Genomic DNA, 13,946 nt, shown 5'->3' on the forward strand with positions numbered 1-13,946 from the left:
GCGGATTCGCTGATCGCGGCGGGCAAGCAGTCGCTCGACACCGCCTGGCGCATGCCGCTGGATGAGGAATACCAGGAGCAGCTCAAGTCCAACTTTGCCGACATGGGCAACATCGGTGGCCGCCCGGCCGGCAGCGTGACGGCCGCCTGTTTCCTGGCGCGCTTCACCGAGAAGTACGACTGGGCCCACCTGGACATTGCCGGCACCGCCTGGAAGAGCGGCGCGGCCAAGGGCGCCACGGGCCGCCCGGTGCCGCTGCTGACGCGCTTCCTGATGGACCGCGGTTGAGCCGAGCGAGCCAAGTCAGCCGAGGAGCCGTATGACCCGCGTCGATTTCCACAGCAACGTGCCCGGCAAGCTGGCGTATGCCTGCCGGCTCGTGCGCAAGGCATATGGCGCGGGCCAGAAGGTGATCGTGGTCGGAGATCAGGCTGCACTGCAAGCGTTCGACACGCAGTTGTGGACCTTCAGCCAGCTTGATTTCCTACCGCACTGCGGCCTGCGGCACCCGCTGGCCGCGCAGACGCCCATCCTGCTGGCCGATGCCGCCGAGCCGCTGGACGACGCGCCGCATCACGACATCCTCGTCAACTTGTCGCATGAGCCGCCGCCGCTGTTTGCACGCTTTGCCCGGCTGATCGAGATCGTTGGCGATGACGATGCCGACCGCGCCGCCGCGCGCGACCGCTTCCGCTTCTACCGCGACCGCGGTTATCCGATCCAACACCACGACGTGGGGCGCGCATGACCGACGGCCACAACGCTGGGTCCCCCGCGGACAACAACATCCCCGTTCTGACGGAGATCGTCGAGCTGGAGGATGCTGAGCAGGTGGCTGCTCCGGCGGCTACGCCGTCTCCAGTTGCTGCCCCTGCTGCCCCAGCCGTGCCGCCTGTCTTGCGCGAGCAGGGCCTGGCGCCTGTGTCCGCCATGCCGCCGGCCGGCACCGACGCCGCGCGGGTGATGGGTGAGGTGATGTGGCGCTTCCAGTCCGAATGGCCGGCGCTCATTGAAGCGCAATGCCGCGCTGCACTGGAATCGCGCCTGTCGCTGCTGACCGAACAACTGGCAGCCGACCTGACCCGCACGCTGGAAGCTCGCCTGATGGACTGGCTGGGCGCCGCACTTGACGACGCGCTGGCCGCCCAGCGCAAGCCGCCGCAGCGCTAAGCCAACGCCGCCGCCTTCTGCATGCGGGCGCGCTGGCGCGGCCCTCAATGGGTGAGCTGTGCCACGCCATACAGGCCGACTGCAAAGACGCTGTGGCTTACGATGCTCAGACAGCGGATCTGCGTGGCGTTGGCGCGCTTGGAGACCGCCCAGCCGGACCCCATGCCCGGATGCAGCAAAAACCAGCCCGGCAGGATCGTCACCATGCCAAATATCCAAGTGGGCAACAACGCTGGCGTGACTAGCCAACCGGGTGCAATCAGCACCAGGATGACGGCGTAGGCGATGCCAATGGCGTAGTGACAGAACCAGCCGAAAGCCAGTTCATGCGCGTAAGGCTTGGCGTGGGCAATGTCGTCGTGGAAGACCTTGCCGGTGCGCAGGTGCCAGAACCAGCGTCCGACGAGCGCCCAGTTCGTCATCGGCTGCCTGAATACGCGGTGCAGTGTGTAAATCCAACTATCCATCAGGGCGGTTGCCCCGACGCCGATCAGCACGGCGGTACTCGTCGCGTTCCACATGATGTCGGGAGGGAGGCGCCGTCCCCGTGTGCAGGCTGGGGACGGCTGTTGCCGGATCAGTCCGTTACGGCACCCTTGCTGGCGGGTGCCGCCAGCTTCGCAAACTTCGCCAGTACGCCACGCGTATAGCGTGGTGCCGGCTGCTTCCACGCGGCGCGTCGGCGGGCGAGTTCGTCGTCGGGCACGTTCAATTGCAGCAGGCGCTGGTGCGCGTCAATGGTGATCGAATCACCCTCGTGCACCAGACCAATCGTGCCGCCCACATACGCTTCCGGTGCGACGTGGCCGACTACCATGCCCCACGTGCCACCCGAGAAACGCCCGTCGGTGATAAAGCCCACGGACTCGCCCAGGCCCTTGCCGATGATGGCGGACGTCGGTGCCAGCATTTCCGGCATACCTGGGCCGCCCTTGGGCCCCAGATAGCGCAACACGAGGATGTCGCCCGCCTTGATCTGGTCCCCCAGGATGGCGCTCATTGCGCTCTGCTCGTCGTCGAACACGCGGGCCGGGCCTGTAATGACCGGGTTCTTCAGGCCGGTGATTTTTGCGACGGCGCCTTCTTCAGCCAGATTGCCCTTCAGGATGGCGAGATGGCCTTCCTTGTAGAGCGCCTTGTCGATCGGCAGGATCACGTTCTGGTCCGCACGCGGTTGGTCGGGCACGTTGGCGAGTTCTTCGGCGAGCGTCTTGCCGGTGATGGTGATGCAGTCACCATGCAGCAGGCCGGCGTTCAGCAAGAGCTTCATCACCTGCGGGATGCCGCCAGCGGCGTGCAGGTCGGTCGCCACGTACTGACCCGATGGCTTGAGGTTGCAGATGACGGGCACGCGTTGGCGCACGCGCTCGAAATCGTCGATGGTCCATTCCACTTCCGCCGCATGGGCAATCGCCAGGTAGTGCAGCACCGCGTTGGTCGAGCCGCCGGTGGCCATGATGACGGCCACGGCGTTTTCGATGGATTTGCGCGTGATGATGTCGCGTGGCTTGAGGTCGCGGCGTACGGCTTCGACCAGGACACGCGCAGATTCGGCCGCGCTGTCGACTTTTTCCTGGTCCGGGTTGGCCATGGTCGATGAATACAGCAGCGACATGCCCAGCGCCTCGAACGACGAGCTCATCGTGTTGGCCGTGTACATGCCGCCGCACGAACCCGACGTCGGGCAGGCGTTCTTCTCCACGCCTTCGAAGTCTTCCTCGCTCATGCGGCCGGCGGTGAATTCGCCCACGGCCTCGAACGACGACACGATGGTCAGGTCCTTGCCCTTCCAGTGGCCCGGCTTGATGGTGCCGCCGTACACGTAGATGCCCGGCACGTTGGTACGCGCCAGGGCGATCATGCCGCCCGGCATGTTCTTATCGCAGCCACCGATGACGACCACGCCGTCCATCCACTGCCCGTTGACGCAGGTCTCGATGCAGTCGGCAATGACTTCGCGCGAGATCAGCGAGAACTTCATGCCCTCGGTGCCCATCGACATCCCGTCGGAGATGGTGGGTGTGCCGAAAATCTGCGGGTTGGCTTTGGCTTCCTTCACGGCAGCGACCGCCGCATCGGCCAGCTTCTGCAGGCCCGAGTTGCACGGCGTGATGGTCGAGTGGCCATTCGCCACGCCGATCATCGGGTTGTTGAAGTCGTCTTTGGTGTAGCCCAGCGCGTAGTACATCGAGCGGTTGGGCGAGCGCGCCACGCCCTGGGTGATGTGCTGGGAACGCTTGTTGTCTGGCATGGGAGGTCTCCGTGGGGGCGGGAATGTCGTCCGGGAGCACCGCAAACCTACTGCGCAGCCCGATCTTGGCACTGCGATGCTCGCCGTACCCATGTACGGCTGCGCTTCTCGGGCCAACCTCGGGCTGCTCGCTACGGTTTTCGGTACTCCCGAGAAACAGCGTGGCGCCCAGCATGCGCTTGGACAAAAGGCGCGTCAAATATATTATTAAGCGGTTATTGAGTCGAAAAAACTATCAATTGCCGATATGGACTTGCGCCAACTCCGCTATTTCGTGACCGTTGCCGAGGAATTGCATTTCGGCCGCGCTGCCGAGCGTCTGTCGATGACGCAGCCGCCGCTGTCGCAGCAGATCCGTGCGCTGGAGGAGGAACTGGGCGTCACGCTGTTCCACCGCACGCAGCGTTCGGTAGCGCTCACGCCGGTGGGGGCACGCTGGCTGGTCGAGGTGCGACGCGTGCTGGCCGAGGCGGGAGCACTCCCAGCGCTGGCGCAGCGGCTCGCACGTGGGGAGGTGGGCTCGCTGTCGCTGTCCTTCGTCAGCACCGCCGACTACGGCATCCTGCCGGCCGTGCTGCGGCACTTCCGCGACGCACGCCCAGATGTGCAGTTTCAGTTGCGTGAAGCCACCAGCGATGTGCAGATCGAAGCGCTGCTGGCCGACGAGGTGGATGCGGGCGTGGTGATTGCGCATCACGCGGGTTCTGTCCCCGGTGAACTGGAGTATCGACCGCTGGTGCGGGAGCGCTTGGTGCTGGCGGTGCCCACATCGCGTGCGGAAAAGTGGGGTGTCGCGCCCGGCCAGCTTTTTGCGCTGGCCGATGCGGCGGCCGAGCCGCTCATCATTTTTCCGCGACGGTCCGCGCCTGCGCTGTATGACATCATTACCGGATATCATGCCGCGCACGGCGGTGGGGAGGCCGCCACGCGAATCGGCCAGGAAGCCATCCAGATGCAGACCATCGTCAGCCTCGTCTCCGCAGAGATGGGCGTCGCGCTGGTGCCCGCATCGCTATGCAACCTGCAGCGGACCGGCGTGGTCTATCTCCAACTCGCCGCGCCGAGCCCGCTCATCGAAACGGGGCTGGTGTGGCGGCGCGATGCGGCCTCGCCGGTGCTGCCGTGGTTCGTGGCCAGCGCCGAGGCCGTCGCCAAACTGCACAAAGACAACTCAACCTGAACCCCAGGATTCATGCTCATCCATCCGCAATTCGATCCCGTCGCCCTGCATCTGGGGCCGCTCGCCATCCGCTGGTACGGCCTGATGTATCTGGCGGCGTTCATCATGTTCCTGTGGTTCGGCCGGCTGCGCACGCGCCAGCCGCACATCGCCGCGGAGGGTTGGAGCGGCCGAGATCTCGACGACATGCTGTTCTATGGCGTGCTGGGCGTGATTCTGGGCGGGCGTCTGGGCTATGTGCTGTTCTACAAGGCCGACTGGTACTTCGCCCACCCGCTCGACATCTTCAAGGTGTGGGAGGGTGGCATGGCCTTCCACGGCGGCTTCCTCGGCGTGGTCGTGGCGATGATGGTGTACGCCCGCATGCGCGGCCGCTCGTGGATGCAGGTGACCGATTTCATCGCGCCGATGGTGCCGTGCGGGTTGGCCGCGGGGCGCTTGGGCAACTTCATCAACGGCGAGTTGTGGGGCCGCGTGGCCTCGCCCAATCTGCCGTGGGCGATGATGTTCCCGCAGGCGCAGGGCGAAGACCGCGAGTGGCTGCTCTCGCACGCGCAGCAGGCGGTCACCAGCGGGGTGCAGGCCGTGTTCGACCAGTACCACATGTTGCCGCGCCACCCATCGCAGATCTACCAGTTCCTCGGCGAAGGTGTGCTGTTCTTCATCCTGCTGTGGCTGTATTCGCGCAAGCCGCGGCCGATGGGCGCGGTGTCGGGCGCCTTCCTGCTGGGCTATGGCGTGTTCCGCTTCCTCGCCGAATTTGCGCGCGAGCCGGACAACTTCCTCGGCCTGCTGGCGGCGAACCTGTCGATGGGGCAATGGCTGTCGCTGCCGATGGTCCTGGCAGGGATTGCGATGCTGGCGTGGGCGTATCGGCGTAATGGCCGCGCCGGCAGCAGCGGCAACGGCGCGAAAACCCAGGCACACGCCTGAGGCCGCATCAGCGCAAAGAAAAAGCCACCGCTTGCGGTGGCTTTTTTCATGGCTGGCGGGTGTGTTACTTCAGCATCTGCACGGCGCCGGAGACGGTCACCGTCACTTGCGCCTTGCCGCCCTCGATGGGCACCGGTGCCGAATCGAACGAAGCCGGCGCGGCTGCCATACGCATCATCGGACGCGGGCCCGGATTGTTGCTGCCTTCGCTTACGTGCACGTCGCGGATCGTGTAGCTCGTGTAGCCGAACAGCTTGGTGGTCGCCAGCGCCTTGTCGCGGAACGTGTTCACAGCTTGGTCGATCAGCTTGGCTTCAGCTGCCGTGCGCGCTTCGCGCGAGAGCGTGAAGTTCACGTTCTGTACCTGCATCTGGTTGGCCAGTTGACCGGCGAGCTTGGAGGCTGCCGCAAAGTCCTTCGACGTGAGGCGCACTTCGGCATGGCCGCGCCAGGTGCTGATCTTGCCGTCGCGATTGGTGTTCGGGTAGATGTTGAAGCCGCCGGTTTCTGCCTGCACGCCGGACGTACGCTTGGCCTGGGCGATCACTTCGTCGGCCTTGCGCGAAAGTGCCGTGGAGATCGCGCCCGGGTCCGCACCTTCCTGCTCGGCGCCCAGCGTCAGGGTAACGGTGTCGGTCGGTACCTCGGTCACGGCCTGTGCATCCAGTGACAGCACGCCCGAATGATTCGTCTCAGGTGCGGCTTGTGCGAAAGCAGTCGTCATCATTGCGGTCCCCAGAATGGTTGCGGCCAGGACAGATTTCATTGTGTTCTCCCAAAAAAGCAATGTGATGCGTCTGACCAGCGACTACGCGCATCGTTCATCACGTTTGTAACAATTCCCAACCGTTGCGCGCCATTTACTCAGAATCGCGCATCAATTTGGTGGTGATGTAGCGCCATTGCGCGGGGGTGACCGGCGTGATCGACAGGCGATTGCCACGCTGGAGCACGGTCATGTCGGCAAGTTGCTCCTGCGCACGCAGCGTGGGCAGATCAATGAGCGCGCATTTGCGCACGAACTTCACGTCGACCAGCATCCAACGCGGCGCCTCGGGCTTGGAGGCCGGGTCGTAGTAATGGCTTTTGGCATCGAACTGTGTCGGATCGGGGTAGCTGGTCGAGCAGACCTCCGCTAGCCCCGCGATACCCGGCTGAGGGCAGGACGAGTGGTAGAACAGCACGCCATCGCCAACGCGCATGCGGTCGCGCATGAAGTTGCGGGCCTGGTAGTTGCGCACGCCGGTCCAGGGCAGCGCGCCCTCGGTGTGCAGTGTGTCGATGCTGGCCTCGTCGGGCTCTGACTTCATCAACCAGTATTGGGCGGCCATGATGCGCGGCGTGCAGAAGTGACGGTGTGCGCAGCATAGCAACACCGCCGTGGCCTTGCCATTGGCGGTGTGCTACCGAAAGCGCAAAGAAAAAGGCGGTAGCGCGCAATGCACTACCGCCTTTTGTTGGGTCCCCACCTCGGCCGCTAGACCCGCATCCTGAACCCAAGTGAGGTTCAGAGAGGCTGCGGAAGCCGCATTTTGGGTACATCACCGGCGCAGGGAGCCCACGACTTGCGTCGCACGCTGTGCACTGGAAGACGCGCTCGCCCACACGGCATATCCCGCACCAAGCAATTGCTTATCGGTTCAAGGAATTAATGGCCATGGCGAACCAGGCAGGGAAACTGTCAGGCGCATCACCACGTTGTGGCGGCATGTCTTTGACGACATGGCGATGCGTCTGAGAGATTCATCGCAAGCAACCCAGTTTGTCAGTCTGTAGTCGCTAAAGCCTTATACTGTAAGGGTTTGCGGGAGACCACCGGGAGCCATTGGGTGCCACTATACACCGGATCGCATCCGAACCCAAGCCCGGATGCGATCCGGTTACAAACACGTTGTATTAGGTCAAATGACTTCGCCGTACTGACGCAGGGCCTCATCGGCGCGGGCGTTCAGGTCGGCCAGTTTTGCGCGGATCGTGTCGATCGGCAGTGCGGAATCGGAGGCAGCCTGGCGCTGCATCGACAGCAGATCCGACGCGATGCTGATGGCGGCCATCACGGCAACGCGCTCGATGCCCTTGGTGCTCGAGCCGTTCTTGATGCGTGTCATCTGGTTATCGACCATGGCAGCGGCTTCGCGCAGCGCGGCTTCGTTGTCGGGCGAGACGGCAAATTTATACGCTTGCCCGGCGATGTTCACTTCAATTTGCTTGCTGCTCATGCTTTGGTCTCCGAGTGCGGGGCAGTGGCGGCATCATCGCCGGCAGCCTGGCCGAGGAGGTCGAGCTGGCGAGCGTCGGTAGCCGTCGGCAGCTTGTCGAGAATCGACTGGATACGCAGTTGCGCTTCTTCGATCTTGGCATTGAGCACGCTGCGATCGGCCACCATGGCGTCGCGCTCGGTCTTGGAGACCTCGGCCTCGGCGGTCAGCCGTTCGACTTCTGCGCGCAGGCGCTGGTTCTCGGCGGCAAGCGCGTCGGCGTGACGCAGCACGCGCGCGATCTTGTCGGCGAGGTGTTCGAGTTCGTTCAGCATCGGTTGTCAATCAGAATCGAGTGGGGGGGATTTTAGCCCATCATGCCGATTGCGCCTGTCCTCCATATGGATGCGCAATCGTGCTGAATACACAGGCGGCGGCCGGGGCACAACAGCTTTGCCTGTCTTTTTGGGGCGGGCAGGGGTGTTTGACGGTAAACTCGCTGCCGTCCTGGTGCCCGCAGCACCAACTGCAGTTAAACGGGAAGCAGGGAGCGCCCGCCCCCAAAGCGATGCGCCAACCTGCGCTGCCCCCGCAACGGTAAGCGAACGTCGCGTGTGCCCGCCATCTCTCGCAAGAAGAGGGGGGCGCCGCGCGGTCTGTCCATACGCCACTGTTCCTTTGGGAATGGGAAGGCGGACAGACCGGGTCGCCAGCCCGGATACCGGCCAGGACGGTGGATCTCAGAGCCGATGTGCAACCCTGGAGGGAACCGCATCGAGATCCTGCTGCCAGCGACCCGCGGGGGAACGGGTCCGGCTGACGCTTCTTGTCTTTTCAACATGAGCTTGACTACAAAGCGGCCACTCCGGATGCCCCGGACGGCCATGCGTGCGCTTGCCAGCGCACTGACGGGGGTCATGGCGGGTGCGGTTGCGCCAGCCTGGGCACAAAGCAACGTACAGACGGCAAGTACGCCAGTGGGCGAACTGAACCCGACGGTAGTGACTGCCTCGCGCAGCGAGCAGTCACTGTCGGACGCACTGCCGCATACCACGGTGATCAGCCGTGCCGATATCGAACGCTCGCAAGCCGCCGACGCCGTGACGCTGCTGCGCCGCGAAGCCGGCATCGAAATCGCGCAGAACGGCGGCCCCGGCACCAACGCCAGCCTCTTTATGCGCGGCGCCGGTTCCAACCAGACGCTGATCCTGATTGATGGCGTGCGCGTGAGTTCCGGCACCGCCGGCAGCGTGCAGATCGGGCAACTGATGGCCGACCAGATCGACCATATCGAGATCGTGCGCGGCAACGTGTCTGCGCTGTACGGCTCCGATGCCATTGGTGGCGTGGTGCAGATCTTCACGCGCAGCGGCAAGGGGCATGCCCCGCTGGCCAATGCCGAGATCGAATACGGTGCGCGCAACACCAAGCGTGCACAGGCCGGTATCAGCGGCTCGCTGGGCGAGAACGGCGATACGTCGTTCGCGGTGTCGGTGTCGGAGTTCAAGACCAGCGGCTTCTCGACCATCAACCCGCTGCAGGCGCCCAAGGCCAACCCGAACGACAATCCGTACACGAACAAGAGCGTGTCGTTGCAGCTGTCGCATCGGTTTTCGGCGGACTGGCAAGCCGGCCTGACGTACTTCCAGACCTGGGGCGATGTCAGCTACGACAATGCCTTTGGCAAGCCGACCGACATCAACACCGCGCACAACGGCGTGCGTTCGATGTCGGCTTACGTAGACGGCAAGGTGACGCAGGACTGGAAGACGCGCCTGACGCTATCGCAAGGTGACGACCGCAGCCTGAACTTCACCAACGGCGTGCTGCAGGTGCCAGCGCGCTTCAACACGCGCAACCAGACGGCGAGCTGGCAGAACGATTGGGCCTTCATGCCTGATCAGCTGCTCAAGGTGGGTCTGGAACATCTGCAGACCAGCGTCGACAGCGATGCCTATAACGTACCGACGCGTAACGTTGATTCTGCTTACATCGGTTACGAAGGCAAGTTTGGCCCGCACCAGTTGCAGTTGAACGTGCGTCGCGACCGCTACTCGGACTTTGGCGGTGCCAACAGCTACTACGCCGGCTATGGCTTCTCGTTCAACCCGCAGTGGAAGGCTGTGGCGAGCGTGAGCAACGCTTTCCGTGCGCCGACGTTCAATGAGCTGTACTACCCGTTCTACGGTACCCCCAACCTGCAGCCCGAGAAGGCCCGTTCGGTGGAAGGTGGCGTGGAGTACAGCAGCGCGATCGGCCTGGTGCGCATGACGGTGTTCGAGACCGACTACAGCAACCTGATCACCAGCGTGTTCAATCCGGTGTCGGGCAGCTTCCTGGCAGCCAACGTCAACCGTGCGCGCGTGAACGGTCTGGAGACGTCATATCGAGGTTCGATCTATGGCGTGGATCTGCGTGCCAGCTTTACCATGCAGAACCCGCAGGATCTGTCGGCTAACCAATTGCTGGCCCGCCGCGCCCGGCACTTCGGTAGCGTGTCGGCCTACAAGACGTTCGGACCGTTCTCGGCCGGTGTGGAGTGGAATGCCGCGGGTGATCGGCAGGATTCGACCAAGACGCTTGGCGGCTATGGCCTGCTGAACCTGGTTGGTCGCTACCAGATCACGCGTGACTTGGCACTGTCGGCGCGCCTTGAAAACGTGACGAACAAGAGTTACCAGTTGATCTATCCGTACAACACGGCATCGCGAGGGGTGTTCTTCACGCTGTCGTGGCAACAGCACGAGCCGAAGTGACGAAACCTCAGATGACATCTGCGCTGCCCGCACGCGGTTTGGCCTGGCGACTCTGGTTGTTGCTGGCGCTCGCGTGTGTGGTGGTGCTGGTGGCGTCGTTGATGCTCGGCAGTGTGAGGCTGTCGCCCGTCGAAGTCTGGCGGGCCTTGATTGGCGGTGGCGATGATCTGGCTGCAGGCATCGTCACCGAGTTGCGCCTGCCGCGTGCGGGCGCTGCATTTGCTGCAGGCGGGTTGCTGGCCTTTGCCGGGGCGCTCATGCAGATGCTGCTGCGCAATCCGTTGGCGGATCCGTATGTGCTGGGGGTGTCCGGCGGCGGGGCGGTGGCGGCGTTGACGGCCATGTTGTTCTCGCTGCCGTGGTGGGGCGTGCAGGCCAGTGCTGGTGCTGGCGCATTGCTCTCGATGGCCTTGGTAGCAGCACTTGCGCGCCAGCACCTGTGGCGTGGTGAACCTGGCGAGGCCAATGCACGCTTGCTGCTCGGCGGCGTGGTGATGGCCTCCGGCTGGGTCGGGCTGATTACTCTCATTCTGACGGTCGCGCCCGAGAACAAGCTGCGCGGCATGATCTTCTGGATGGTCGGCGACCTGGGGGGCGCCGATCGTTACCTCGGCGCGCTGGCCGCTCTCGTCGTGGCGGTAGCCGTGGTGCTGCCGCATGCGCGCGACCTGAACGTGCTGCTGACTGGCGAGACGCGCGCCCGCGCGCTGGGTGTGCCGGTCGCACGCGTACGCACGCTGATCTACGTGGTGGCTTCGTTGTGCACGGCGGTGGCCGTGACGATTGCGGGCTCCGTCGCGTTTGTTGGCTTGCTGGTACCGCACATGGTGCGCCTGGCCTGGACGCGTGACGTGCGCATCCATCTGCCTGCCACGGTGATGGCCGGTGGGGGCATGCTGATGCTGGCCGACCTGATCGCCCGCACCCTGATCGCGCCCACGCAGTTGCCGGTGGGTGTGATCACCACGCTGCTGGGCGTGCCGACGTTTCTCTACCTGCTGATGCGGAGCACGCGATGAACTGGTTGCGCCGCGCCCCCGCTCCGGCTGCGTTTGTCGAGGTCGATGCTGTGCCCGAGCTCGCGCTGCGCGATCTGCGTGTGGCCATTGATGGGCGTGTACTGATCGAACGCTTGTCGATGACGGCCACCGGCGGGCAGCTCTGGTGCGTGGTCGGCCCGAACGGCGCAGGCAAATCGACATGGCTATCGGTGCTGGCGGGTCTGCGCGATGCGGATGGCGGCAGTGTCATGTTGGACGGCCAATCACTCGCGGACTGGCCAGCCGCTGCAATGGCGCGCCGCCGCGCGTTCCTGCCGCAAGCGCTGCATGACACCTTTCCGATGACCGTGTATGAGGCCGTCATGACCGGTCGCCATCCGCACCTCGCGCGTTGGGAGTGGGAGGGCGATGCCGATGCGCGCGCCGTGGCGTCTGCCATCGCCGCACTTGCGTTGGAGCCGCTTGCGCAGCGTGATGTCCGCACGCTCTCAGGTGGCGAGCGCCAGCGTGTGGCCATGGCGGCCGTGTTTGCGCAGGACGCGCGCGTGCTCATGCTCGACGAGCCCGTCGCGCATCTGGACCTGCACCAGCAGATTGCCGTGCTTAGCCTGTTGCGCGAGGGCTGTCGCAAACGCGGCTGGCTGGTCATGCTGACGGTGCACGATCTGAACCTGGCGCGCCGCTTTGCCACGCACGTACTCCTGATGGATGGCGAAGGCCACACCAACGCAGGCCCTGCTGCCGAGGTACTTACCCCCGAACATTGCGCCCGCGTGCTGCGCACCCCAATAGCCGAGGTGGCGGATGGCCACCGCACGGCCTTGATTCCTGATGACCCCGATGACAACTGAACACAACCGCAGTGACAACGACAGCGGCCTGAACGAGCGCCACCGCACACGCATGCAACGCAAGAAGGCGGTAGTGGACGCCAAGATTGCTGCCGCTACCGACGTGCGCGGTGTGTTGCTGGTCAACACCGGCAACGGCAAGGGCAAATCCAGCTCCGGCTTTGGCATGGTGATCCGCGCCATGGGCCACGACATGCAGGTTGGCGTTGTGCAATTCATCAAGGGCGCAATCCCGACCGGCGAGGAGCGCTTCCTGCGCCGGTTTCCCGAGCAATGCGAGTTCTACGTGATGGGCGAGGGCTACACGTGGGAGACGCAAGATCGCACGCGTGACATTGAAAAGGCAGAAGCTGCCTGGGCTTGCGCGCGTGAACTGTTGAGCGACCCGTCTATCGGCCTGGTGCTGCTGGATGAACTGAACATCGCGCTCAAATACCACTATCTTGATGTGCAGACGGTGCTGGCCGACTTGCGTGCACGGCCGGCTGCGCAGCACGTCGTCATTACCGGACGCGGTGCGCCGCCCGAGTTGATTGAGGCCGCCGATACCGTGACCGACATGACGCTCGTCAAGCACGCATTTTCCCAAGGCATCCAGGCGCAGCCGGGTGTCGAACTGTAGGCCTTGTGGGCTCCAACCATGCAGATTCCTTCTTTTGATCCGGCGCTGCGCACCCGCCTGCAGACCGCTGTTGATAGCAAGACCAAGCCGCTGGGTGCGCTGGGTCGGCTGGAGCCGCTGGCCGTGCAGATCGGCCTGATCCAGAACACCGATGCGCCGGTGCTCACGCGTCCGGCCATGGTGGTGTTCGCCGCGGACCACGGTGTCGCCCATGCGGGCGTGAGCGCTTATCCGCAAGCGGTGACGGTGCAGATGGTGCTGAACTTCATCGCGGGCGGTGCGGCGATCAACGTGTTCAGCCGACAGCATGGGTTTGCACTGGAAGTGGTCAACGCCGGCGTGGCCGCGCCGCTGTGGACGGCGGACACGCCGGGGCTGGTTGATGCCCCTGTTGGCCCCGGTACGCGCAACTTTGCCGACGAGCATGTCCACCAAGCTGCCATGACCGCCGACGAGCGCGATCGCGCCATGGCACTTGGCGCGCAGCGTGTGGCGCACCATGCATCGCTCGGCACCAACGTGATCGCGCTCGGTGAGATGGGCATTGCCAACACGGCGTCTGCTGCGTGCCTGATGGCGCGATTGTGCGACCTGCCGGTGGCGCAATGCGTTGGCCGTGGCACGGGCCTTGATGACGAGGGCCTCGCCCACAAGCGCGCCGTGCTGGAGGCCGCGCTCGCTATACACATCGACGTGCGGGATCCCCTGGACGTGCTGGCCTGCTTTGGCGGCTTTGAGGTTGCGGCGATTGCCGGGGCGGTGATCGAAGCGGCCAAGCGGCGCATGGTCATTCTCGTCGACGGGTTCATCGCCACAGCGGCCGTGCTGGTGGCAGCGCGCGTGGCACCCGATGTGCTGCACTACTGCGTGTTCGGCCACGTATCGGATGAGCGTGGTCATCGTGCGCTGCTCGAGGTGCTGGATGCTCGGCCGCTGCTGTCGCTGTCGTTGCGCCTGGGTGAGGGCAGCGGTGCGGTGCTGGCG

15 protein-coding genes, 1 pseudogene and 1 riboswitch are annotated in these 13,946 nt (G+C 64.4%); of the genes and pseudogenes, 10 read left to right on the forward strand and 6 right to left on the reverse strand.

Annotated features, from left to right (window positions below; genetic code table 11):
- The 3 genes and pseudogenes from JHD73_RS22350 to JHD73_RS22360 all read left to right on the forward strand — a co-directional run.
- Positions 1-288 (forward strand): annotated as a pseudogene (locus JHD73_RS22350) (leucyl aminopeptidase); the annotation flags it as partial.
- A 31-nt stretch (positions 289-319) separates the two neighbouring features.
- A complete protein-coding gene (locus JHD73_RS22355) occupies positions 320-748 on the forward strand; it encodes a DNA polymerase III subunit chi (protein WP_199032382.1) in 429 nt (142 codons plus the stop codon).
- Positions 745-1,170, forward strand: a complete 426-nt coding sequence (locus tag JHD73_RS22360; protein ID WP_199032383.1) for a DUF2486 domain-containing protein — start codon at positions 745-747, stop codon at positions 1,168-1,170. The genes JHD73_RS22355 and JHD73_RS22360 overlap by 4 nt, the downstream gene beginning before the upstream one ends.
- 44 nt (positions 1,171-1,214) lie before the next feature.
- On the opposite strand, the gene JHD73_RS22365 is transcribed toward JHD73_RS22360, so the two are convergent.
- Both JHD73_RS22365 and ilvD read right to left on the reverse strand, forming a co-directional pair.
- Entirely contained in the window at positions 1,215-1,691 is a 477-nt protein-coding gene (locus tag JHD73_RS22365; RefSeq protein ID WP_199032384.1) for a DUF2938 domain-containing protein, read from the reverse strand.
- Positions 1,692-1,747: 56 nt separating this feature from the next.
- On the reverse strand, positions 1,748-3,421 hold the full coding sequence (gene ilvD / locus JHD73_RS22370) for a dihydroxy-acid dehydratase (RefSeq protein WP_199032385.1): 1,674 nt from the start codon (positions 3,419-3,421) through the stop codon (positions 1,748-1,750).
- A gap of 247 nt (positions 3,422-3,668) precedes the next feature.
- On the opposite strand from ilvD, the gene JHD73_RS22375 reads away from it, so the two are divergent.
- Together JHD73_RS22375 and lgt are read left to right on the forward strand one after the other, a co-directional pair.
- Positions 3,669-4,601 (forward strand): LysR family transcriptional regulator, encoded by a 933-nt coding sequence (locus JHD73_RS22375; protein ID WP_199032386.1) that lies wholly within the window; start codon positions 3,669-3,671, stop codon positions 4,599-4,601.
- A gap of 12 nt (positions 4,602-4,613) precedes the next feature.
- On the forward strand, positions 4,614-5,534 hold the full coding sequence (gene lgt / locus JHD73_RS22380; protein ID WP_199032387.1) for a prolipoprotein diacylglyceryl transferase: 921 nt from the start codon (positions 4,614-4,616) through the stop codon (positions 5,532-5,534).
- A gap of 64 nt (positions 5,535-5,598) precedes the next feature.
- On the opposite strand, the gene JHD73_RS22385 is transcribed toward lgt, so the two are convergent.
- From JHD73_RS22385 to JHD73_RS22400, 4 genes are all read right to left on the reverse strand, one after another.
- Positions 5,599-6,300 carry an SIMPL domain-containing protein gene (locus JHD73_RS22385; protein WP_199032388.1) on the reverse strand — a complete coding sequence of 234 codons (702 nt, stop codon included), beginning with the start codon at positions 6,298-6,300 and terminating at the stop codon, positions 5,599-5,601.
- Between the two features lie 94 nt (positions 6,301-6,394).
- Complete coding sequence (locus JHD73_RS22390; protein ID WP_199032389.1) at positions 6,395-6,865, reverse strand: EVE domain-containing protein; 471 nt, start codon at positions 6,863-6,865, stop codon at positions 6,395-6,397.
- 570 nt (positions 6,866-7,435) lie between these two features.
- Positions 7,436-7,753, reverse strand: coding sequence for a cell division protein ZapA (locus JHD73_RS22395; protein WP_021195656.1), 318 nt, complete (start codon positions 7,751-7,753; stop codon positions 7,436-7,438).
- Positions 7,750-8,067 (reverse strand): hypothetical protein, encoded by a 318-nt coding sequence (locus JHD73_RS22400; RefSeq protein ID WP_199032390.1) that lies wholly within the window; start codon positions 8,065-8,067, stop codon positions 7,750-7,752. Before JHD73_RS22400 ends, JHD73_RS22395 begins: the two co-directional genes overlap by 4 nt.
- Positions 8,068-8,223: 156 nt before the next feature.
- A riboswitch (cobalamin riboswitch) is annotated at positions 8,224-8,477 on the forward strand.
- A 124-nt stretch (positions 8,478-8,601) separates the two neighbouring features.
- Here JHD73_RS22400 and JHD73_RS22405 point away from each other — a divergent pair.
- From JHD73_RS22405 to cobT, 5 genes are all read left to right on the forward strand, one after another.
- Positions 8,602-10,488 (forward strand): TonB-dependent siderophore receptor, encoded by a 1,887-nt coding sequence (locus JHD73_RS22405; protein WP_199032394.1) that lies wholly within the window; start codon positions 8,602-8,604, stop codon positions 10,486-10,488.
- Positions 10,489-10,499: 11 nt separating this feature from the next.
- A complete protein-coding gene (locus JHD73_RS22410; RefSeq protein ID WP_199032395.1) occupies positions 10,500-11,507 on the forward strand; it encodes an iron ABC transporter permease in 1,008 nt (335 codons plus the stop codon).
- A complete protein-coding gene (locus JHD73_RS22415; RefSeq protein ID WP_199032391.1) occupies positions 11,504-12,340 on the forward strand; it encodes an ABC transporter ATP-binding protein in 837 nt (278 codons plus the stop codon). The genes JHD73_RS22410 and JHD73_RS22415 overlap by 4 nt, the downstream gene beginning before the upstream one ends.
- Positions 12,330-12,962 carry a cob(I)yrinic acid a,c-diamide adenosyltransferase gene (cobO, locus tag JHD73_RS22420; RefSeq protein ID WP_199032392.1) on the forward strand — a complete coding sequence of 211 codons (633 nt, stop codon included), beginning with the start codon at positions 12,330-12,332 and terminating at the stop codon, positions 12,960-12,962. The genes JHD73_RS22415 and cobO overlap by 11 nt, the downstream gene beginning before the upstream one ends.
- Before the next feature lie 18 nt (positions 12,963-12,980).
- Positions 12,981-13,946, forward strand: a 966-nt coding sequence (gene cobT, locus JHD73_RS22425) for a nicotinate-nucleotide--dimethylbenzimidazole phosphoribosyltransferase (protein ID WP_199032393.1), incomplete at its 3' end; no start/stop codon positions are given.

The sequence above is a fragment of the Ralstonia sp. ASV6 genome (assembly GCF_016429285.1).
Classification (GTDB): domain Bacteria; phylum Pseudomonadota; class Gammaproteobacteria; order Burkholderiales; family Burkholderiaceae; genus Ralstonia; species Ralstonia flaminis.